Origin of the sequence: uncultured Bacteroides sp. (assembly GCF_905207245.1) — a bacterium.
Lineage (GTDB): Bacteria > Bacteroidota > Bacteroidia > Bacteroidales > Bacteroidaceae > Bacteroides.
The window spans coordinates 21,477-43,358 of the sequence record NZ_CAJLKP010000023.1 but is presented as its reverse complement, the minus strand read 5'-3'; the positions used below and the strand labels follow the sequence as shown (position 1 = coordinate 43,358).

21 protein-coding genes are annotated in these 21,882 nt (G+C 38.2%); 17 read left to right on the top strand and 4 right to left on the bottom strand.

What is annotated here, in order from left to right:
- Positions 1-4 precede the first annotated feature (4 nt).
- Genes QZ135_RS09400 through QZ135_RS09385 form a run of 4 tightly spaced genes read left to right on the top strand, consistent with a single transcriptional unit; the run spans position 5 to position 6,903 of the window.
- Positions 5-2,290 carry a GH92 family glycosyl hydrolase gene (locus QZ135_RS09400; protein WP_294608297.1) on the top strand — a complete coding sequence of 762 codons (2,286 nt, stop codon included), beginning with the start codon at positions 5-7 and terminating at the stop codon, positions 2,288-2,290.
- 16 nt (positions 2,291-2,306) lie between these two features.
- Positions 2,307-3,617, top strand: a complete 1,311-nt coding sequence (locus tag QZ135_RS09395; protein WP_294608294.1) for an MFS transporter — start codon at positions 2,307-2,309, stop codon at positions 3,615-3,617.
- Between the two features lie 31 nt (positions 3,618-3,648).
- Positions 3,649-4,620, top strand: coding sequence for a glycoside hydrolase family 130 protein (locus tag QZ135_RS09390; protein ID WP_294608291.1), 972 nt, complete (start codon positions 3,649-3,651; stop codon positions 4,618-4,620).
- Positions 4,621-4,650: 30 nt separating this feature from the next.
- Complete coding sequence (locus tag QZ135_RS09385; protein WP_294608288.1) at positions 4,651-6,903, top strand: GH92 family glycosyl hydrolase; 2,253 nt, start codon at positions 4,651-4,653, stop codon at positions 6,901-6,903.
- 29 nt (positions 6,904-6,932) lie between these two features.
- Here QZ135_RS09385 and QZ135_RS09380 read toward each other — a convergent pair whose 3' ends face one another.
- The 4 genes from QZ135_RS09380 to QZ135_RS09365 form a co-directional block, all read right to left on the bottom strand.
- Positions 6,933-8,387 (bottom strand): ATP-binding protein, encoded by a 1,455-nt coding sequence (locus tag QZ135_RS09380; protein WP_294608286.1) that lies wholly within the window; start codon positions 8,385-8,387, stop codon positions 6,933-6,935.
- A 207-nt stretch (positions 8,388-8,594) separates the two neighbouring features.
- A complete protein-coding gene (locus tag QZ135_RS09375; RefSeq protein WP_044137555.1) occupies positions 8,595-9,464 on the bottom strand; it encodes a DUF4373 domain-containing protein in 870 nt (289 codons plus the stop codon).
- 20 nt (positions 9,465-9,484) lie between these two features.
- Positions 9,485-9,835, bottom strand: coding sequence for an SH3 beta-barrel fold-containing protein (locus tag QZ135_RS09370; RefSeq protein ID WP_294608280.1), 351 nt, complete (start codon positions 9,833-9,835; stop codon positions 9,485-9,487).
- Between the two features lie 185 nt (positions 9,836-10,020).
- The gene (locus QZ135_RS09365; RefSeq protein ID WP_294608278.1) at positions 10,021-10,368 is read right to left on the bottom strand and encodes a hypothetical protein; all 348 of its coding nucleotides are present in this window, start codon (positions 10,366-10,368) and stop codon (positions 10,021-10,023) included.
- 589 nt (positions 10,369-10,957) lie between these two features.
- Between QZ135_RS09365 and QZ135_RS09360 the strand changes: the two genes are divergently transcribed.
- The 13 genes from QZ135_RS09360 (at position 10,958) to QZ135_RS09300 (ending at position 21,870) form a co-directional block, all read left to right on the top strand.
- Entirely contained in the window at positions 10,958-11,491 is a 534-nt protein-coding gene (locus QZ135_RS09360; RefSeq protein WP_294608276.1) for a UpxY family transcription antiterminator, read from the top strand.
- A gap of 43 nt (positions 11,492-11,534) precedes the next feature.
- A complete protein-coding gene (locus QZ135_RS09355; RefSeq protein ID WP_294608274.1) occupies positions 11,535-12,014 on the top strand; it encodes a UpxZ family transcription anti-terminator antagonist in 480 nt (159 codons plus the stop codon).
- A gap of 568 nt (positions 12,015-12,582) precedes the next feature.
- Complete coding sequence (locus tag QZ135_RS09350; protein WP_294608271.1) at positions 12,583-12,996, top strand: hypothetical protein; 414 nt, start codon at positions 12,583-12,585, stop codon at positions 12,994-12,996.
- A gap of 6 nt (positions 12,997-13,002) precedes the next feature.
- A complete protein-coding gene (locus QZ135_RS09345; protein WP_294608345.1) occupies positions 13,003-13,083 on the top strand; it encodes a transposase in 81 nt (26 codons plus the stop codon).
- Between the two features lie 18 nt (positions 13,084-13,101).
- Positions 13,102-13,236, top strand: coding sequence for a transposase domain-containing protein (locus QZ135_RS09340; RefSeq protein ID WP_294608268.1), 135 nt, complete (start codon positions 13,102-13,104; stop codon positions 13,234-13,236).
- 314 nt (positions 13,237-13,550) lie between these two features.
- Positions 13,551-14,399, top strand: a complete 849-nt coding sequence (locus QZ135_RS09335) for a 3-deoxy-manno-octulosonate cytidylyltransferase (protein ID WP_294608342.1) — start codon at positions 13,551-13,553, stop codon at positions 14,397-14,399.
- Positions 14,400-14,426: 27 nt separating this feature from the next.
- Positions 14,427-15,989 carry an aldolase catalytic domain-containing protein gene (locus QZ135_RS09330; RefSeq protein ID WP_294608266.1) on the top strand — a complete coding sequence of 521 codons (1,563 nt, stop codon included), beginning with the start codon at positions 14,427-14,429 and terminating at the stop codon, positions 15,987-15,989.
- 8 nt (positions 15,990-15,997) lie between these two features.
- Positions 15,998-16,675 carry an inositol monophosphatase family protein gene (locus QZ135_RS09325; protein WP_294608264.1) on the top strand — a complete coding sequence of 226 codons (678 nt, stop codon included), beginning with the start codon at positions 15,998-16,000 and terminating at the stop codon, positions 16,673-16,675.
- A 23-nt stretch (positions 16,676-16,698) separates the two neighbouring features.
- Positions 16,699-18,225 (top strand): hypothetical protein, encoded by a 1,527-nt coding sequence (locus QZ135_RS09320; RefSeq protein WP_294608261.1) that lies wholly within the window; start codon positions 16,699-16,701, stop codon positions 18,223-18,225.
- Positions 18,212-19,021 (top strand): 6-hydroxymethylpterin diphosphokinase MptE-like protein, encoded by an 810-nt coding sequence (locus QZ135_RS09315; RefSeq protein ID WP_294608258.1) that lies wholly within the window; start codon positions 18,212-18,214, stop codon positions 19,019-19,021. Before QZ135_RS09320 ends, QZ135_RS09315 begins: the two co-directional genes overlap by 14 nt.
- Before the next feature lie 11 nt (positions 19,022-19,032).
- Positions 19,033-20,193: an ATP-grasp domain-containing protein gene (locus QZ135_RS09310; protein WP_294608256.1), complete on the top strand. Its 1,161-nt coding sequence runs from the start codon at positions 19,033-19,035 to the stop codon at positions 20,191-20,193.
- 1 nt (position 20,194) lies between these two features.
- The gene (locus QZ135_RS09305; protein WP_294608253.1) at positions 20,195-21,115 is read left to right on the top strand and encodes a hypothetical protein; all 921 of its coding nucleotides are present in this window, start codon (positions 20,195-20,197) and stop codon (positions 21,113-21,115) included.
- Positions 21,112-21,870, top strand: coding sequence for a glycosyltransferase (locus QZ135_RS09300; RefSeq protein WP_294608251.1), 759 nt, complete (start codon positions 21,112-21,114; stop codon positions 21,868-21,870). Before QZ135_RS09305 ends, QZ135_RS09300 begins: the two co-directional genes overlap by 4 nt.
- Positions 21,871-21,882: the final 12 nt, after the last annotated feature.

Below are 21,882 nucleotides of genomic sequence, written 5' to 3'. Positions count from 1 at the left end.
AAATATGAGGAAAAACATGAAAATCAATTCTATGCTGGTGAGTGGTCTTTTGTTGCTGGGCATGTACAGTTGTACACCGGTAGCACAGGATTATTCATCCTACGTCAATCCGTTCATCGGTACAGGGGGGCATGGGCATACTTATCCCGGAGCAGTAGTGCCTAACGGCATGATTCAGCCCAGCCCCGACACACGCATTTATCAATGGGATGCTTGTTCCGGCTATTATTATGCAGATTCTACCATCAATGGATTTTCGCATACTCACCTCAACGGTACGGGGTGCGGTGATTATGGTGACGTGTTGCTGATGCCTACCGTGGGCAAACAAGATTACCACCCGATGGGGGAGGAGAGCCAGCAAATGGCTTATGCTTCGGCATTTTCACATGATAATGAAACGGCTCAGCCCGGTTATTATTCGGTCTTCCTGGACCGCTACAAGGTGAAAGCCGAACTGACTGCTACCCAACGGGCAGCCATTCATCGCTATACTTTCCCGAAGGCGGAAGATGCCGGATTTATCCTTGATCTGGATTATAGCCTGCAACGCCAAAAGAATGAAGAGATGGAGCTGGAAATCATCAGTGACACAGAGATACGCGGTCGTAAGAAAACCGTATACTGGGCTTTCGACCAGTATATCAACTTCTATGCTAAGTTTTCAAAACCGTTTACTTATACATTGGTGACCGATTCCATGGCACTCGATGAAGGTGGTCCGCTTCTGCCGACAGCCAAAGCATTGCTGCAATTCCAGACTGCGGACAACGAACAAGTCCTTGTGAAAGTAGGCGTTTCTGCTGTAGACATGGACGGGGCGCGTAAAAATGTGGAAGCCGAAATCCCTGCGTGGGACTTTGACGGTGTGCGTAGTGCCGCCCGCGAATCATGGAATAGTTATCTTTCAAAAATAGATATTGAAACTACTGATGCTGACCAGCGGACGATGTTCTACACGGCGCTCTACCATACAGGTGTACAACCCAACCTGTTTACGGATGCCGACGGTCGTTATCTGGGAATGGATTTGAAACCTCATCAGGGTAGTGTGGACAATCCTGTTTATACGGTATTCTCCTTATGGGATACTTTCCGTGCCTATCATCCGTTGATGACGATTATTGACCCGGATCTAAATCAGGCTTTCATCCGTTCACTCATCCTGAAACAGCGTGAAGGAGGCATATTCCCAATGTGGGAACTTGCGGGAAATTATACCGGAACCATGATTGGCTATCATGCTGCATCTGTCATTGCCGATGCTTACACAAAGGGATATCGCAATTTTGATGTGGAAGATGGCTATAGAGCCTGTATCCGTGCCGCTGAATATGACACAACCGGTATCCTGTGTCCTCCGTTGGTGTTGCCTCATCTGATGCCGCAAGCTAAATACTGGAAGAACAAAATAGGTTATGTGCCTTGCGACAAGGATAATGAATCAGTGGCCAAAGCCTTGGAATATGCTTATGATGACTGGTGTATTTCTGTTATGGCAGAGGCGCTGGGTGATGAAGCCAATCAGGAAAAATATGCAGCGTTTGCTAAGGGATATCAGGTTTATTTTGACGCTTCCACCCGCTTCATGCGTGGTCTGGATAGTGAAGGCAACTGGCGCACACCTTTCAATCCCCGTTCTTCCAATCACCGTAACGATGATTATTGCGAAGGAACTGCCTGGCAATGGACCTGGTTCGTGCCTCATGATGTAGACGGACTGGTGAAACTGATGGGAGGCCGTGATGCTTTTATTGGTAAGCTGGACTCTTTGTTCATCGCTCCCTCAGCCATGGAAGGTGAATCGGTGTCGGTTGATATTTCCGGTCTGATAGGACAGTATGCACATGGCAATGAGCCGAGTCATCATATTGCACACCTGTATAATTATGTAAATCAACCTTGGAGAACACAGGAACTGGTAGATGAAGTGCTCCATACGCTTTACTTCAATGATCCGGACGGATTGTCGGGTAACGAGGATTGCGGGCAGATGTCAGCATGGTTCATACTCAATTCAATGGGTTTTTATCAGGTATGTCCCGGTAAACCGGTGTATTCCATCGGTCGTCCTTTGTTCAATAAGGCAACGATAAACCTGAAAGACGGAAAGACTTTCACTATTGTTGCACACAATAATAGTCGTGAGAATAAGTATGTACAGAGTATGTTGCTGAACGGAAAAGAGCTGGCAACACCTTTCTTTACACATCAGGATATTGTAGACGGTGGTACGCTGGAATTGACGATGGGGGCGAACCGTCCTGCCCGGGATGGTCATCTGAATTAATTAAACGGAAATAGGTATGAGTCGAAATAATCATAGCCCCATTTCCTGGGTACCCACCGTCTACTTTGCCATGGGATTGCCCTTTGTGGTATTGAATATGGTATCTGTGCTGATGTTCAAAGGACTTGGCATCAGCGATGCGCAGATTGCTTTGTGGACGTCGCTGATAATGCTTCCCTGGACATTGAAGTTTCTTTGGAGCCCGTTTCTGGAGATGTTCAAAACGAAGAAATTCTTTGTAGTACTGACGCAAATGGCTACCGGGGCAGGTTTTGCCTTGGTAGCATTGGCACTGCATCTTCCGGCTTTCTTTGCCGTGTGTATAGCTTTGCTGGCAGTTATAGCTTTCAGTGGAGCCACACACGACATTGCTACGGACGGTGTTTATATGTCGGAACTGAACAAGCAGGATCAGGCAAAATATATCGGTTGGCAGGGTGCTTTCTACAACATTGCAAAGATTGTGGCATCCGGCGGGCTGGTATGGGTGGCGGGTTGGTTGCTGAAACACTTCGGTGGAGTGGATGGAGCTACGGAAGCGGTACGACACGAAGCAACCGTACAAGCCTGGATGGTGGTAATGCTGATGATGGCGGCTATTATGGTATTTCTGGGATTTTATCACATGCGCATGTTGCCATCGGGCGGGGCTGCGGTAACTACCGCAGTATCAGGTAGAGAGACTTGGAATCGCCTGGTGGAAGTGATACGGGACTTTTTCCGGAAGAAACACATTTTTTATTATGTTGCTTTTATAATTATTTATCGTCTTGCCGAAGGTTTTGTGATGAAAATTGTACCTTTGTTCCTGAAGGCGGAACGTTCGGCGGGTGGCTTAGGACTGAATGAACAGGAAATTGGGCTATATTATGGTACTTATGGAGCGGCGGCGTTTGTTTTAGGTTCACTTCTGGCAGGATATTATATCTCTCACAGAGGGCTGAGCAAGACTTTATTCTCTTTATGCTGTATCTTCAACCTGCCGTTCATTGCTTATACTTTGCTTGCTGTTTACCAGCCGGAAAATGGTATGTTGATAGGTGGTGCCATTGTATTGGAATATTTTGGATATGGATTTGGATTTGTGGGACTTACCTTGTTCATGATGCAGCAAGTAGCTCCGGGGAAGCATCAAATGGCTCATTATGCTTTTGCTTCGGGAATCATGAATCTGGGTGTGATGTTGCCGGGAAGTATCAGTGGCTTTGTCAGCGATGCGATGGGATATAAATCTTTCTTTATTTTCACGTTGTTTGCCACAATTCCGGCTTTTCTTATCACCTACTTTGTGCCATTCACGTATCCTGATGAGAAAAAGAGTAAATGAAATATATAACTAACTAATAAATAGAACAATAATGAAACTGACAACAAATATGCCTTGGGAAGAACGTCCGGAAGGCTGCACAGATGTAATGTGGCGCTATTCTCAGAATCCGGTTATCGGTCGCTATCACATCCCGACTTCCAATAGTATTTTCAACAGTGCGGTAGTTCCGTTTGAGGACGGATTTGCCGGTGTGTTCCGTTGTGACAATAAGGCTGTGCAGATGAATATTTTTGCAGGTTTCAGCAAAGACGGAATCAACTGGGAGATTGCCCATGAACCTATCCGCTTTAAAGCCGGAAATACGGAGATGATAGAGTCTGAATATAAGTATGATCCGCGTGTGACCTGGATTGAAGACCGCTACTGGATTACCTGGTGCAACGGTTATCATGGCCCTACAATCGGTATCGGCTATACTTTTGATTTTAAAGAATTCTTCCAGTGCGAGAATGCTTTCTTGCCCTTCAACCGCAACGGGGTGCTGTTTCCACAAAAGATAGATGGAAAATATGCCATGCTGAGTCGTCCGAGCGATAACGGCCATACGCCCTTTGGCGATATTTACATCAGTTATAGTCCGGATATGAAGTATTGGGGCGAACATCGCTGTGTGATGAAAGTTACCCCGTTTCCTGAGAGTGCATGGCAGTGTACGAAGATAGGGGCAGGCTCCGTACCGTTCCTGACTGATGAGGGCTGGCTGATATTCTATCATGGGGTTATTACTACCTGCAACGGTTTCCGCTATTCCATGGGTGCTGCTATTCTTGATAAGGAGAATCCGGCCAAAGTATTGTACCGTACGCGTCCGTACCTGCTTGCTCCTGCTGCTCCTTATGAATTACAGGGAGATGTGCCTAATGTAGTATTCCCTTGTGCATCCTTGCAGGATGGTGATAAAGTTGCGGTATATTATGGCGCGGCAGACACAGTGGTGGGGATGGCTTTCGGTTATATTTCGGAAATTATGGAGTTCACGAAGAAAAACAGTATTGTATAGTTGAAGAGCTCACTAAAGAAACAGTAAACTATGAAACGTATATTATTGACTTACACACTTTCAGTCCTCTTTTTGCTTCCGGCATTTGCCGGAGGTGAAGAGGGGACTTCGCTTTTAAAATACGTCAATCCTTTTGTCGGGACTACCAACTTCGGGACTACCAACCCGGGAGCTATCTGTCCTAACGGAATGATGTCTGTAGTTCCTTTCAATGTTATGGGATCGGAAGATAATAAGTATGATAAAGACGCTCGTTGGTGGTCTACCCCTTATGAGTATCATAATTGTTTCTTTACGGGTTATTCGCATGTGAATCTGAGTGGTGTCGGCTGTCCCGAGCTGGGCTCATTGTTGCTGATGCCTACTACAGGTGATTTGTCTGTGGATTACAAAGAATATGGTAGCCGTTATAAGGACGAGCAGGCGTCGCCCGGTTATTACAGCAACTTCCTGACCCGCTATAATGTGAAGACTGAGGTTACTGCTACTTCCCGCACAGGTGTTTCCCGCTTCACTTTTCCTGCCGGACAGAGCCATGTATTGCTCAATCTGGGTGAGGGACTGACTAATGAGACTGGTGCATTCCTGCGGCAGGTAAGTGACACTGAGTTCGAGGGTATGAAAGTTCTGGGGACATTCTGTTATAATCCTCAAGCTGTATTTCCTATTTATTTTGTGATGCGCGTCAACAAACAGCCTTCTGCCAGTGGTTATTGGAAAAAACAACGTCCCATGACCGGAGTGGAAGCCGAATGGGACCCGGATAATGGACGCTATAAACTTTATACCCGTTATCACAAAGAAATTGCCGGAGATGATATTGGTGCCTTCCTTACATTCGATACGGAAGAAGGTGAGCAAATAGAGGTCCAGATGGGCGTTTCTTTTGTCAGCATGGAGAATGCCCGTCTCAATCTGGATAAAGAACAGGAAGGGAAGAATTTCAATCAGGTACTTGCTGAGGCTCGTATCCGCTGGGAGGATGACCTTTCACGTATCTTGGTCGAAGGTGGTACGGAAGAACAGAAAACAGTGTTTTACACCGCGCTGTATCATACCTTGATACATCCTAATGTTTTGCAGGATGTAAACGGCCAGTATCCGGCTATGGAAAGTAACGAAATTCTAACAACTCAGGGAGAACGCTATACTGTCTTTTCTTTATGGGATACTTATCGCAATGTCCATCAGCTTCTCACGCTGGTTTATCCCGAGCGCCAATTGCAAATGGTCCGTTCCATGCTCGATATGTATCGTGAACACGGCTGGTTGCCTAAGTGGGAACTTTACGGACGTGAAACTTTAACGATGGAGGGTGACCCGTCTATCCCTGTTATAGTGGACACCTGGCTGAAAGGTTTGCGAGATTTCGATATTGACCTGGCTTACGAAGCTATGTATAAATCTGCCACTTTGCCCGGTGCTGAGAATCTGTTGCGTCCGGATAATGATGACTATCTCTCATTGGGGTATGTTCCTTTGCGCGAACAGTATGATAACTCTGTGTCTCATGCGTTGGAGTATTACATTGCTGATTACTCTCTTTCTTTACTGGCTGATGCTTTGGGAAAGAAAGAAGATGCACGCCTTTTTTACAATCGTTCGTTAGGCTACAAGCATTATTACAGCAAGGAATTTGGTACTTTCCGTCCTATTTTGCCGGATGGACAATTCTATTCGCCTTTCAATCCGCGTCAGGGAGAGAATTTTGAGCCGAATCCCGGTTTCCATGAGGGATGTGCCTGGAACTATACTTTCTATGTTCCCCATGATGTGAAAGGGCTGGCACGCCTGATGGGTGGTCAGAAGCCTTTCATTGAAAAGTTGCAGCGCGTCTTCGATGATGGTCTTTATGATCCTGCCAATGAACCTGATATAGCCTATGCTCATCTTTTCTCTTATTTCAAAGGTGAAGAATGGCGTACACAGAAAGAGATACAACGCCTATTGCAGAAGTACTTCAAAAATACCCCTGATGGTATTCCGGGTAACGATGATACCGGAACGATGTCTACCTGGGCCATCTTCAATATGATGGGCTTCTATCCTGATTGTCCCGGTGCTCCGTATTATACTCTTTCCACGCCTGTGTTCGACCGTGTGGTTATCCGCTTGGATGCTAAGATCTGGGGACGTGACCGGTTGGTGATTGAAACAGAACGTCCTTCTTCGGAGTCTTTGTACATTCGTCAAATGGAGTTGGGCGGAAAGAAATTATCCCGCTATCGCATCAGTCACGAAGAATTGGTAAAGGGGGGGACGCTGAAGTTTATTCTTCGTTAGTGTAAAAGTAAGGAATCCCTTGTAGGGAGTTACTCTTTCAATAATGTCTTCCCTTTTTCTGTAAGGCGGTATTTTTGTTTTGGATGTCTTGGTTGAGCCGGATATAGAGGTTCAACCAAGTTAGCGTCCATTGAAGGATTGAGATAGTTATTTAAGAAGTTTTCTCTATCTTTCAATTGCATCAGTCCCATCATCTCTTTTACTGAATATATATTTTCACCAATCAATTCGATAAGACTCTTAACTTGTGGAGTGCTTGTCGGGTGCTTGTCGGATGCTTGTCGGGTGCTTGTCGGATGCTTGTCGGGTGTCTGGGCATAACGGAATACGACCCAAACAAATGCTCCGTCCGTATGGAATTCCGGGTCTGGAAGTTCTACTCGGCGGCATTCACTAATCATCAAGCCTATGCCTCGACCCCAACTTTCCAAGATTTTGCTTTTATATAAAACATTAGCTATTATTGGATTTTGTGGTTCGGAATCATGCGAATTTAATAGCCGTTCCAAAGTCATATCTTCCGGGAAAGTTCCACTATTAGTAACTTCGACACGGTCATCGTAGATGGCTATGCTAACGGAACTTCCTGGTTTATGATAAATGCGATGGGAAAAAGCATTGATGCAGCACTCACGCAAAGCTCTATAAGGAATGGCTAACTCTTCTTCCCTGTACAGCCCCTCTATTTTCCCGGAAATGGAAAGGTGTTTGAAACAGAATGCCATGGCAGCATCCAGTAAATCAAATATATTGCCATATATACGTTGATTATCTATGAATTCTTCCTTGTTTATCCCTTTGAAACGGGCCATTCGCAATAGGCATTGAGGATAATCGGATAAATCTTTTCCAAACAATACAGCAGCAGCGTTTTTTAACTTTCCATTATTTGATGACAGGTTGAACTTTTCAAGAATGAGGGGAATATCCTCCCTTATTGTCGTTTCGGGTAAACGTCCACTTGCAACGCCTGTACGGACTGCTCCAAGAATAGCATTCTCATCAAGACTTTCAACCTTTAGGTCCTCGTTGATTATCGCTTCCCAACCATATTTTCCACCTCGCTGCATCAAAAGCAAATTGTAATTATCTTGAGGCATAACAGAAGTTACGCTTTCCATTCTGTAATAGGCCCTCCCTTTATATGTAAATGGGCGGGCATACATTTGCGATTCAACATGAAGAGCAATAATGTATTTGATTGTATCTGGAATCGTGATATATGAAACACTGATTACTGTCAACGGTTCTATTTTTCTGATTGCTTCTACAATGTCTCGCTTTGTTTTGTCACTCAAATCTTGTCCGATAATCTTTCCCTTATCTGTAACACCGAATAAAACAGTTCCGCCTTTACTATTAAGGAAAGCACAAAGTGTTTCCATACCACGTTCTAACTGGCCTGTGGTTTCCTTGAACTCCACTTGACTGTTTTCCATGTTAGCTATTAGCTCTTTTACTATATTGAGATTGTCTATATTCATTACATAATTTATTAATATATGTACAAAGGTAATGCTTTTAACGGATTTTCTGACAAATAGTCAGGAGAATGTGAATACTATATCAATACCCTGTCGACAAGGAGTTAAGAGTTTGTCAACAAGAAGTTAATTCTTTGTCGACAAACTCTTAACTTTTTGTAAGATGTTGATAATCAATATCTGTTTTTGCTCTTCATTCTGCGTTTTTTATCCCTGTTTTCGTGTCTTGTTCAGTGCACCGATGATGTATTTTCCATTGTTGAGCACTACGCTCCATCTGGTGTTATGAATTATTTTCCAGACCCCATTACCCAGGCGACCGTAATCGGACAGCTTCAATATTGCCTTTATATCGTCCGGGTCATTGATGTGCAATTCGTCCAATGAGAGTAGCAGGCATTCCAGATTATGCGTGCTCTTGTTGTAAGCGTATCCCGGAAACTCAATAAAAGAATATCTCCTCCATACATCAACGTCCTCCCCCGGCGGGGGAGTTAGAGGGGGAAGTCCTTTATTTTCGTCTGCTTTGTTTTGTTCTGTTTTGCTTTGTCCGGAATTGTCAGCTATTTCGGGTAAACTGTCTGCATCCTGCACGCTATTTTCGGGATTTTGCATACCATCAGCCTCTCTACTATCCTTATTATCTTTATCACTTTTGCCATCCTGATCGCCTTTTTTATCTTCTTCCGGCTTTACCAGCATGTAGGGTAGGGACGCTAAGTCCCTCCTCCTACGTTTAGTGGCATCCAGCCACACTTTCTGTATATTGACTGAAGTCAGTATGCAGTGCTCTTCGTAACTTCCCTTGTCAAAGAATCCTTTTTCTATCAGGATGTCCACGATTCCTTGCATCTCGTCTGCTGCAATCTCCTTTCCCGCCTTATTGCTGAACAGTACGCACTGCTCGTCATTCCAGTGCAGGTAATATCCGTTCTCCTTATAGATTTTGCATATCAGCTTCATTACCGCCGTTTCTGCTTTCATTCCATATTTAGCCTCAATCAGCTCCATCGATACCTCTTCGAACAGGTTCACCTGTGTCGGAAAATAAGGTATACTGTTATATATCATTGCCATACTCTTTTATTTTTCAATTTTTAATTTACCACCGGTCTCCATTCCAGAAAGTTCTCCAATTGGAAGCTTCTCCATGCCTGCAGTTCTACATCCCAATATACAATGTGTCCTTCTATGCGCTGTATATCGTATTCTTGATGGAAGTATCCTTCATAGGGCAGGAGTGTTGCTTTTACGAATTGGAAGGTTCCGTCTTGTTTGTAGTATGCTATGAGTGCATATCCATACTGCATGTAGTCGATGAGGCTTTCTATTCTGTCTGCCATCCATAGTGCTGCGTCCTCCGTATAGTCCTTTTCGAGCATAATACGTATTTCCCATTTCTTTTTAAGTGCTTCGTGGAGTGAAGCTGGTTTCTTCTTCTTTTTCATAACCTTTTAATTTTTAATTCTTTAATTTTTAATTGTTTAGTAGGTGTTTATGTCGGGCATAAAAAAGAGAAGATGTCGCTTCTTAGCAAAAGCGGCATCTTCTCGTGCGGGGCTTAATCTTTGCTAAAGTGGGGGCAAAGATATAAGTTGTTTCAATAGAGTGTAACTATTTAATTATTGTCTGCTTATTTCGTTTTTCTTTCTCTTTTTTTCTTCATCTTTTCTATCGTTTCTTTGGGATATAATTCTCTATTTAGCTCACCCATTCTTAATTCTATCGTTTTGGCTGACAGGATAGTGTGCTCTTTTGTGAGGAAGAGTCCTTTTCTCTCTGCCCAGTTTGCTACTCCCTTTATGGTTACTTCGCCTTTTTTACCGAGGTATCCTTTCTTCATGCCTATAAGTAGCAGTCTCATTACTGCTTTTTGGCATTCGGGAGGTATTCCCTCTACTACCGGGCTTTTGGGACGTCCGGGTTCTCTCTTAATCTCAACTACAATACTTTCCTGAGCTGAATTTTCAACCTTTTCCAACTCTTTTTTTCCAGGCTTTCAGCCGTCTTTTGATTCTTCATTTTCTTCTTTTATTTTAATGAATAATTAAATATCGTGTAATTGTATTAAATATAGAAAAAGCGACAAAGGTAACGTAATCTTCCTTATGATGGATGAAATTGATGAAAAGAAAAAATAGGAAGGATTTTTTGTAGGTGTAAATAGTTTGTATACAATGATATATGTACTGATTTTATGAGTGTTCAAAAAACGTTCGTTTAGTGGGCACAAAGATAAGGGGTATTTTCTGAACGTGCAAGATGTTTAATAAAAATATTTTCAGATAAGCCTTTTTTATAGCTATGTTATTGATAATCAGTCTTACTTTTTTGTCGTTTTATATATTTAATATCTCTTCATTTTTATGTTTTTGAACCATCTGCTTTTTCTTAAATCTTGACGTTTATTAAACGAACGATTAAAAGACGTTTTTTCTATTTTAATGTATTCGTTTCTAATGTATTAAGTCGTTCTTGATAATTTTCTACGGTTTGAAAGAGAATATGTCTCGTTCAAACCGCGAAGCGCACCCGAAACAGAAGTAAATTCTTAGATCTTGTTTTTGTAAGTGATTGAAAATCAAAAATATTGGTTTGCGGCTCGTACTCGTGACAAGCAAGAATTTGCAGTCCGAAAATTCTTAGATAAACTTAAATCTGAGGAGAATTTAGATATTGATTACTACCTTCCTACACGAATTGTCATATCACAATTGAAATATCGTCGTAAGCGTAGTGAAGTTCCTGTTATTCGAAATTTGATCTTCATTCGTGCTACCAAACAAGTTGCTTGTGATATTTCTAATGTTTATAGTGCCCAGCTTTTTTATATGAAGGATCTTTCTACCCATTCTATGCTGATTGTTCCCAATAAACAAATGGAAGACTTTATGTTTGTCATGGATCTGAATCCTAATGGGGTTAGTTTTGATACTGAACCTTTCGCTGTAGGAAACAAAGTGAAAGTCATTAAAGGAGATTTTAGTGGCATCGAAGGTGAAATTGCTACAGAATCCAATAAGACTTATGTTGTTATTCGTATCAAAGGTGTTTTGGTTGCCAGTGTCAAAGTACCCAAATCTTATCTAAAGATGATACAGTAGTCTTATCTTAATTGAGATTAATCATATTTTAATCATATACCAAATGAATTCTTTACTTTCTCGTGCTCTTGAGCTTCAACATGCTGCTCATGAGTTGATGTATCTTGGTATGGACGGTGAACCTATCTATTCTGATACTTTTTGTCGGCTAAATAAGGAACTTCTCGTCAAGACCGATTCCCTTTTTTCCTCTCGGAGTTCCAATATTGAGGAAGAAGCCAACTTGTGTCTGGCTCTTCTGATGGGCTATAATGCTACCATTTATGATTATGGAGATAAAGGGCAGAAAAAGCAAGCTGTTTTAGATCGAATCTATAATGTTCTGGAAGAACTTCCTGATTCTTTGCTTAAGGTTCGTCTGCTGACTTATACTTATGGGGAAGTTTATGAGGAATCTATGCTTCAGGAGGCTCATAGCATTATGGACGATTGGAATAAGTCGGTTTTGACTGCTGAGCAAATGGAAGTAATGGAGGAGTTGAAAAATATAGAGGAAAATCCTTATCCTTTCGAGGTGATTTAAAAAAAGTTTTAAGGGCAAAATGGTCTCTTTCCTTGCATCAATTGAAAATATGCAAACAATTTTCCTTTCCCTCTTAACAGCTGCTATTCAGATATGACTACTGAAGAATAGTCGAAGCTCAGTAAACACCCATTGTATGGCTCTTGACATGTTTTATTTTGTCCGTTACCTTTGCGCCAAATTTAAAAATCTACAAAAAATGAACATGAGTAAATTTTACATTGAGTTTTTGTTCCGTTATTAGCCGGATGCTGCTCCTCGAAAGATTTCAATCAATACCTATTGTATTCTTTTCGGTGTTTTGGAAGAGTTGAAAAGTCTCCGTGCCGCTGAGCTTTTTGAAATAGCAAAGCATAAACGTCAACTTTATGGTCGTAGGTCCGAGAAACTTTCTTTCTCAAAGGCATTGATAAAAAACTGAATAAGGGATATGGATGATTTTGATGGGATTAATCCGTCTACAGTATCTGGCAACGACTCATTCGCTACTGTCACATCCGAGATGAGTCTTGAATTAGGCTTCTAATCCGAACGGTAAAGTTTGGATTATGTCCAGTATTTTACTAATGTGGACAAGGTGGTGATGTATTACTGCGATGGGAGTGGCATTCCTTTGGATGCCCGTAAGATTGATATTCGTCATTGGATTCTTTATAAGTGGGATTGGAATGCCACCAAACATGTTTGTGAGTTATTGCGTGTGATTGATGGGGAGGGTATTATTTCTAATTACTACGAATCGGTTGATGTTGATGATTCCCTGCGTCTTTTTGATAATATTCTTCAGGGTTGTCATGTTGACTTTAATATGATTGCTCAGATTTTGGTTGATGAATATCAATACGGCATGTCTCTAGAACGTGTGGTAGACCGTTTTAAAGATGTAGACACTGTATTTTTCCCTTCTACTCTTTTCATTAAAGCGGTTCGCTATGTGGTTAACGAATGGGAAGCCGTGCGTCGTTATGTGAACAATGGGTAGGCCGAGATTGATAACAATATTGCTGAACGGTTGATGAAACCTATTTGTTTAGGAAGAAAGCACTATTTGTTCTGTGGCTCGGAATAGGCTGCTAAAAATAGGTCTTTGATTTACTCGATAATAGAAAGTTGCAGAATGTATGGACTGCGTCCAGTTAAATATATTTCAGATGTTTTATGTAAATTAGTATCCAGTGAAACGGATTATATGGAACTTCTGCCAATTAATATTACTAAATAACTTAATAATTAATCAAAAATATAACTCAATGTGGGCTACAGTACCTTTACAGGTATTATAGCTATGCAGTAAGTACTTGCTAATGAAACTCTTGAAGAATTAAAGGAAAGGACATCATCTATAAATAGTGACTGGGAAGATTATATATGGTTCGTCCAATTAAGTATGTGAAAGATGCTTGGATAAACTGAGGTTATGTGATGTTTGATTTTGGACAGGACCTAGAAGAACTACATGCGGATGTATTTCTAGTTGATAACGATGGTACCAGAGAGGATTAACGGGAATAATGTAAAGAACCTGGTTTGGAATATATGATTCTTCATCGTGTTTTTGAAATAGGACCCCTACAAATAGAACTGATAGAGATTTTTTTGAGTGGCTTGAATAAAAATTATATAAAAAATATGGCAGATTTTACACAAAAGAAAATAATAGCTATTATCCCAGCTAGATATAGCTCGACTCGTTTTCCAGGCAAACCTCTTGCTGATATATGCGGCAAACCAATGATTTGGTGGGTTTATAATCGGGTATCTCAAGTAAAGCAGTTTTCTGACGTCTTTGTCGCAATTGATGATGAGCGCATTAAATATGTTTGTGAAGAAATGGACATTAAATACGTGATGACAAGAAATGATCATCCAGAACATATCTCACGTATTAAAGAGGTCTCTGATAAAATTAAAGCAGACATGTATGTTTGCGTCAATGGTGATGAGCCATTGATCTCACCTTTATGCATCGAGCAGGCGCTTCCTGAAGAAATTCCATCTGGCTTTTTCTTTGGTGGAGCGATGAGAAAAATGTCTGATGCTGCAGAGACAATTGATCCGGCTAGAATCAAAGTTGTTGTTTCTGACACAGGTAGATGCCTCTATATTACAAGAACTCCAGCCCCTTATCCTAAAGGTTCTTTAATGTTTAAGTATAATAAGTATGTTGGTATTGAGTGTTTTACGAAAGAAGCATTGGACTTCTTTGTAACGACCCCTCAAGCGAACTTAGAACGAATTGAAGACATAGATCATCTCCGATTCTTGGAACATGGTAAAGAACTCCATTTTAAATTTGTTGATTCTGAATCAATATCCGTAGATACTCCAAAGGATTTAGAAAAGGTAAAACTCTTAATGGTGAAAGATCTCAAGGAAAATAAATAATTTTAGATTAGGTTCAATATGACAAATATGCAAATCCTAGATTGTACCCTCAGAGATGGTGGATACATCAATAATTTTGATTTTGGAGAGAAAGGAATAAAGGAAATTATCAATCAACTAACAAATGCTGGTATTGATATCATCGAGACAGGATTCCTGCAGGATGAAGAATATAGTATCAACCGTTCAATTTATAACACTGTTGAACAGATAAAGCATTTCTTGCCTGCAGACCATAAAAAGTCCATGTATGTAGCGATGGCTTGTTATGGTGAATATTCGTTAGATCAGCTGTCTGATTATGATGGTACATCTATCGATGGTATTCGAGTTACTTTTCACTATCCTGAAGTAGAGCCTGCTTTAGAATATTGCAAGCAAATTATGGATAAAGGTTACAAAGTGTTTGTACAGCCTGTAGGTACTAGTAGCTATTCTGATGAAAAGTTATTAACTCTTATTAAGAAGGTCAATGGACTTCATCCATATTCTTTTTATTTGGTTGATACATTGGGTTTGATGGATAAAGATGAATTGCTCAGATTCTATTATATTATAAATCATAATTTGGCATCAACAATTCATATGGGATTCCACTCTCACAATAATTTGCAGCTGTCATTCTCTAATAGCCAAGCTTTATTGTCTGTGGAAGGAGATAGAGTTATGTCTTTAGATTCATCTGTTTACGGTATGGGAAGAGGTGCTGGTAACTTAAACACAGAATTAATTGCTAATTATCTAAATGAGCATGCTAACAAATGCTATGATTTAGATCCTCTATTAGAGATAGTTGATGATTATATTTCCAAAATCAAGGAGAAGTACGAATGGGGCTATGCTGTTCCATATTATTTGGCAGCAACTAATGGTTGCCATCCAAATTATGCTATCTATTTATGTAGTAAGAATACCTTGAATGTTAAGAGTATATCTACTATTTTACATATGATTGAACCCAATAAACGTTCGCTCTTTGATAAAAATTTGGCTGAACAAAAATACATTGAGTTTCAATCAAGGGAAATTGATGATAAAAAAACAATAGATTTACTTAAATCAAAGTTCGTAGGACGTAATATTCTAATTCTTGCCCCTGGTTCATCTTTATCAAAAAATGAAGAGTATATCAAGAAGACTGCTTCTGATAATAATTGTCTTATTGTTAGTATTTCATTCGTTCCAGGCTTTATTAAGCCGGATTTCGTATTTATGAGTAATAAGAAAAGATATCTAACATTAGGAGACGACCAATATAATAACGAGACTTTAATACATACATCTAATATCAACATTGAGGGTGATAATCTCGTTGTTAATTATTCAGATGTTATAAATGAAGATGATAATATCACTGATAATTCTAGTTTAATGATGCTTAATCTTCTTTGTAAACTTCAGCCATCTAAAATTTACATTGCTGGTATGGATGGTTATATAGTTGGCCAAGACAATTATTACAATTCTAAGATTGCCATTAAGCATGATATTGAACAAACTGTAGTTTTAAACAAATCAATATCAAGAAGATTAGTTCAACTTGAGAGTCAGTTGAATATTGAAATGATAACCCCTTCGGTATACAAGTAATAACAACGATGGATATTTGTAGAGATATATACAGTATAATAAGAAGTAAGTTGAACGAAATTTTAGAACTTCGTTCAACAGGCACTCTTAAAGCCGATAATACCTTCGTATCAGAGGGTGATTTGCTTTGCGAATCACTCATATTTAGTTATTTAAAAGATAATCTCGCAAATTATATTGTTATTAGTGAGGAGTCAAACAATGATATTTTTGATATAGATGGAGCTGAATTTGTTGTTACCGTAGACCCAATTGATGGCACTGAAAATTTTGTTTCTGGTTTAAAGGAATGGGGAGTAGGGATTAGCGTTTATCGTAATGGTAAACATTATCAATCAATGATTGCATTACCAGAGTTGGATATTTGCCTTTGTACAGGTGAGAAACTCGAGAGAATTAAAAAATCTCGTATATGTGGGCTATCATCATACATGACCCCAGAAGATTTTGAAGTGTTAGGAGGTGGGCTTGAATATCGCATTATGGGATGCTGCATGTATAATATGTATAATGTAATTCACGGAAGCTATAAGCAATTTCAACATTTGAAAGGATGTTTTTCTTGGGATATTCTACCAGGTATAAATCTTGCGTTAGAACATGGACTTTCGGTTATTATTGATGGTAAAGCATATAATGGTGAATTTCTTAAACCAGGCATGAGATATATGTTTGAAGTATATTGATTCAAGCTATATGCTACTATGCAATGGATCAAAATAGTAAAAGAATTATAAAAAATACGGGGTTTCTATACCTAAGAATGATACTTTTGATGTGTATAAATATATACGCTTCAAGGGTTATACTTGATAATCTTGGAATAGAGGATTATGGAATATACAATGTGGTAGGTGGACTTACAAGTATGTTTGCATTCTTTCAAAGTTCTCTTGCAAATGCTACTCAAAGATTTTTAAGTGTTGAATTAGGTAAAGGATCTAAAGAAGGTGCAAAAAAAGTTTATTCTCATTTTTTTTTCATATATCTTATTTTCGTAATAATTGTGCTTATAGCTCTTGAAACAATAGGATATTGGTTCGTTGTTAATAAACTTAATATTCCTATAGAGAGGCTTGATGCTGCAGTCAAAGTCTTTCATATGACGGTGATATCGTTATGTTTTACTTTGATAGGAACAGTCTTTAATTCAGCGATTATTGCGCATGAGGATATGTCTTACTACTCTTATGTAGGAGTATTTGAAGGAATAATGAAACTTATCATTGCTTATGCAATAGTAATTAGCGGTTTTGACAGGCTTGTTACTTATGCATTTTTGTTGATGCTGGTTGTTGTCGGAGTCCAGGTATCATATGCTGTTCGATGTTTTGTAAAATATGAAGAATCTAATATCATTTGGTGTTTCCAACGTTCTACAATAGTCCAAATGGGCAAGTTCTTTTCCTGGAACTTTCTTGGAACTATTATATATATGACCAAAGATCAATTTGTTAACATACTGATAAATATATTCTTTGGTCCAGCAATTAATGCCGCCAGGGGTATCTCTTTTCAACTAAATAGTGTTTTAAGTAATTTTTCATCTAGTATTTTTACTTCGGTTCAACCGCAAATAGTTAAAAGTTTTGCTGCTCGTAAAATCGATTATTTACATAAGCTTGTATTTTCAAGTAGTAAATATTCTGTAATATTCTTTTGGATAATGGCTCTTCCTGTTATTCTTAATGTTGATTTTCTTTTATCAATATGGTTAAAAAAAGTACCAGAGTTTACAGGAATATTCACTATATGGATTTTAGTTGACTCTCTTTTGGTTCAGCTAACAAATGCCCCTTGGGGGGTAGCATTAGCATCTGGTAAATTGAGAAAGTATACCATCTATGGAAATGGTGTACTATTATTGGTATTTCCATTATCTTATCTCGTTCTCTCTTTAGGTGCTAGCGCTGTATCTGTTTTTATTATTACAGCGTTCGTTCGAGCTTTGCAGGTAGTACTTGTAGTCAATGAATCGAATAAACTATCATCATTTGGTCTTTTGAATTATCTCAAAGAGGTTATATTACCAATTGTAAAAGTAATCATTTTATCTACACCTATCCCTTTTTTAGTATCAAGTTTAATTGTGAATGAAGTAATTTCCTTTTTTGTATCTGGAATTATATCTGTTTTATTCACAGGTCTAGCTATTTGGGTAGTAGGTTTAAATAAAATGGAGAGACAATATGTGCTACAATTTGTGAAAAGTAAAATAAATAATGAAGTTAATTAAGAAATTTTTAGGTGCAACATATATAAAGATTATTGATGGCATAAATCTTGTTGCATATTATGCTAGTGGTGTCGAACTCAATAATACGAGAAAATTGCGTTCTTTAAAAAACTATTACAAGGGCAAGCAATTTTTTGTAGTGTGTAATGGTCCTAGTTTAAGCCCTGATGATCTGACACAGATTTCAAAAGCAAACTTTATATCTATAGGGATGAATCATATTGCGCGCATATATGAAAATACACCATGGCGTGTCGACTTCCTTATGGTCACAGATAATTCTTGTTATAAGGGGAAACATGCTAAAATGGTTAAAGAATGTTATGCTAAGTATAAAATATTTTCTAAGAAACAATTTATAAAATCTCTTTCTTTTAAAGGAGATAAAATTTATGAAACAATTAATGGTTCTAGGAAACTTTTAGATCATCCTGAATTTTCAGAAGATCTATCTAAAGTTGTATTCGCCATTGGTACTACTGCATATGAATCAATAGAATGGGCTCGTTACTTAGGAGCAGAAGTGATATATTTGATAGGTTGTGACATGTCCTATGCTGTTAATGCAAACAGAGATGGTAGTATATATTATAACACTTCAGGTAGCAGCCATTTTTATGGAAAAGAGAAAGAAGATCTTTCTAAGATAACACCAGTGCAGACATGGGAACAAAAAGTTGCTCATATTGCAGCAGAAAAATACTCTAGAAGTCATGGCTTTCGTATTTATAATGCTACAAGAGGTGGCTGCTTACAGGAATATGAGCGTGTAGATTTTGATGAATTAATCAAATAAATTGAGAATCTATGAATAAAGTAATAATTTTCGGAGGTAATCATACAAATGCCTTGGGTATGGCTAGGGTATTTGGTATTAATAATATACCCGTCTATGGGATTATTACAACTTCGTCATTGAAAAAACGTGACAATTATTGCACCTATTCTAAGTATTGGTGTAAATATTATTTGGTGAGCAGTGAAGAGGAGGGTTTGAATATATTACTTAATGAGTTTTGGAACGAAACAGAAAAGCCTGTAGTAATGCCAACCTCTGATGGTGCTGCATTAATTGTTGATGATAATATGGAATTGTTGTCAAAGAAATTTTATTTGCCATCAATTAATGGTGAATCAGGAAAGATTCGTTCATTAATGAATAAATTTAATCAATTTATTTTTGCTAAGCAATTAGGACTTAAATATGCTGATTCGTGGATCGTCGATCAAATAGACACTGGTTGTTATGATATATCTCAGATAGAATATCCATGTATTGTCAAGCCTGTATTAAGTCCTGAAGGCTCTAAAGTGGATATTTGTCGAATAGAAAAAGAAACTGATCTTAATGCCTATTTGAAAGAATTACAAGAAAAAAAATATAAGAGAGTCTTAATTCAAAAATATTTGAATAAAGATTATGAAATGGAGTTGTTTGGAAGTATTCCTAAACACACAGATAAGATACCTTTCTTTTTAACAAAACATTTTAGGGAATATCCTAGCATATGTGGTACTGTATCATGTCATCAATACATTTATGATGCCAATTTAATTAGTCAAGCGCATACAATATTGTATAAGGTTAAGAAGTATGGATATACAGGAAACATAGATATCGAATTGTTTAAAATAGGAGATGATATTTGGCTGAACGAGGTTAACTTTAGAAATAGTGGTGATATCTATGCTTGTTTTGCTGATAAATTATATTATCCAGTAATTCTTTATCTTGACACATTGGGAATGTCTACAGAACATTTAAATTTTAACATGATTAAATCAAAATATGCTATAGATGAATTTCAAGATCTTGGGCTCGTTCTTAAAAAAGAACAGAGTGTTTTTACATGGCTTAAATATATATTTAAATCTAGTAATCACGCTTATTTGTTTAAAAATGATTATATGCCTTTGTTTTGCGTATTATTCAAGAAAATCACTTGTAAGTTAAAAAGAATAATATAAAATGGTTGAATGTTTCAAGATATGCCTTCATCAATTAGAGAATTCTAATAGCCTTTTTAATATAAAAGAAGGTAAGAGCATATATCAGATAAAATGTTTAAAGCCTTATTTCAGGCTTAATCCAACTACTATAGTTGCAGATCCCTTTCTTTTTGTTAATAAGGATACGCTCTATTTGTTTTACGAAAGCAAACAATGGTTATCTCCGGGTGTGTTAAAGATGGTTTGCACAAAGGACTTGAAAAATTGGTCGTCGCCAGTTGTTGTTCTTGAAGAGCCATACCATCTTTCTTTCCCATGGGTGTTTGAGGAGGATGGACATATTTACATGTTACCCGAAGCTGGTGCTACAAATACTATTCGACTCTACGAGGCAAGAAATGAAGACTTGACAAACTTTATATTTGTTAAGGAATTACTGTATGCACCATTGGATGCTCAAATATTAATGGGATATGGCGATAGTTGTATTAATAAAATTGGTGATAAATATTTTCTTTTTACTCAATTACAATACACTGACAGGATAAACACATTAGAATTATTTGTGTCAGATTCTCTTATGGGTGAATATAAAGCACACCCAATGTCGCCAATTCAACATAATCAAAAGTTAGGTCGTAATGCTGGTTCGTTAATGAGATTTGAAGGTAAACTTTTGCGATTTTCGCAAGATTGCACAAATCTTTATGGTGATAATGTAAGTATAAGCCAAATCGAAAAGATTACTCCAACGGAGTATAAAGAAAAACTGATATTAGATAATATCATACCCACGGATATTCCATTTTATAAAGATGGTGGCCATCAGTTTAATGCTGTTATGTTTAAAGGAAAATGGATTGTAGCAACAGATGCTAAGGAATATCATAAATTGACATTACAACGTATTTATAATAGGATTAAAAGAATTTTTTCATGATACCAAAAATTATTCATTATTGCTGGTTTGGTCGAAGTCCATTACCTCCTTTAGCAAAAAAATGTATATCTTCTTGGAAAAAAAACTTTCCAGATTATGAAATTATAGAATGGAATGAGGATAATTTTGATGTCGATATTATTCAATATACATCTGATGCATACAATGCTAAAAAGTATGCATTTGTCAGTGATTATGCTCGCTTTTTTGTTTTAAATAAGTATGGTGGTATTTATTTTGATACAGACGTTGAAATTATTAAGAATATGGATCATATAATTAGTAATGGTCCATTTATGGGATGTGAGCACGAATCTGTGCTAGGGGAATCTCCCCTCAAACTTGGAGTTGCCACAGGGTTGTGTCTGGGTGTAGAGCCTAATCATCCATTTATAAATAAACTATTGAAACATTACGAGGCAAAGGAATTCGTATTGCCAAATTCTAATAATACTTCAGAGCATAATGTTGTTGCATACACTACTCAGATATTGTGTGACGATGGATTAAGACAAACTAATGAAATACAAGAATGTTCAGGGTTTAAAATTTATCCTAAAGAATATTTTTGCCCCACTCTAATAAAAGGTAGGCCTATTATTACCGACAAAACTGTTTCTGTTCATTATTATGCAGCATCTTGGTTTCCAAGAAACAAGAAAATCAAAAAGTGGTTAATTGATAATTTTCCAGCTTTTTCTCATTTCGTTTTCGGATTTAAGTCCATTTTAAGAAGGTGTCATATTATATCATAACATAAATACACA

Excerpts from the sequence above, each read along its gene's own strand:
- QZ135_RS09400 (WP_294608297.1), top strand. The coding sequence starts at position 5 with ATGAGGAAAAACATGAAAATCAATTCTATGCTGGTGAGTGGTCTTTTG.
- QZ135_RS09395 (WP_294608294.1), top strand. The coding sequence starts at position 2,307 with ATGAGTCGAAATAATCATAGCCCCATTTCCTGGGTACCCACCGTCTAC.
- QZ135_RS09390 (WP_294608291.1), top strand. The coding sequence starts at position 3,649 with ATGAAACTGACAACAAATATGCCTTGGGAAGAACGTCCGGAAGGCTGC.
- QZ135_RS09385 (WP_294608288.1), top strand. The coding sequence starts at position 4,651 with ATGAAACGTATATTATTGACTTACACACTTTCAGTCCTCTTTTTGCTT.
- QZ135_RS09380 (WP_294608286.1), bottom strand. The coding sequence starts at position 8,387 with ATGAATATAGACAATCTCAATATAGTAAAAGAGCTAATAGCTAACATG.
- QZ135_RS09375 (WP_044137555.1), bottom strand. The coding sequence starts at position 9,464 with ATGGCAATGATATATAACAGTATACCTTATTTTCCGACACAGGTGAAC.
- QZ135_RS09370 (WP_294608280.1), bottom strand. The coding sequence starts at position 9,835 with ATGAAAAAGAAGAAGAAACCAGCTTCACTCCACGAAGCACTTAAAAAG.
- QZ135_RS09355 (WP_294608274.1), top strand. The coding sequence starts at position 11,535 with ATGAATTCTTTACTTTCTCGTGCTCTTGAGCTTCAACATGCTGCTCAT.
- QZ135_RS09335 (WP_294608342.1), top strand. The coding sequence starts at position 13,551 with ATGATTCTTCATCGTGTTTTTGAAATAGGACCCCTACAAATAGAACTG.
- QZ135_RS09330 (WP_294608266.1), top strand. The coding sequence starts at position 14,427 with ATGCAAATCCTAGATTGTACCCTCAGAGATGGTGGATACATCAATAAT.
- QZ135_RS09325 (WP_294608264.1), top strand. The coding sequence starts at position 15,998 with ATGGATATTTGTAGAGATATATACAGTATAATAAGAAGTAAGTTGAAC.
- QZ135_RS09320 (WP_294608261.1), top strand. The coding sequence starts at position 16,699 with ATGGATCAAAATAGTAAAAGAATTATAAAAAATACGGGGTTTCTATAC.
- QZ135_RS09315 (WP_294608258.1), top strand. The coding sequence starts at position 18,212 with ATGAAGTTAATTAAGAAATTTTTAGGTGCAACATATATAAAGATTATT.
- QZ135_RS09310 (WP_294608256.1), top strand. The coding sequence starts at position 19,033 with ATGAATAAAGTAATAATTTTCGGAGGTAATCATACAAATGCCTTGGGT.
- QZ135_RS09305 (WP_294608253.1), top strand. The coding sequence starts at position 20,195 with ATGGTTGAATGTTTCAAGATATGCCTTCATCAATTAGAGAATTCTAAT.
- QZ135_RS09300 (WP_294608251.1), top strand. The coding sequence starts at position 21,112 with ATGATACCAAAAATTATTCATTATTGCTGGTTTGGTCGAAGTCCATTA.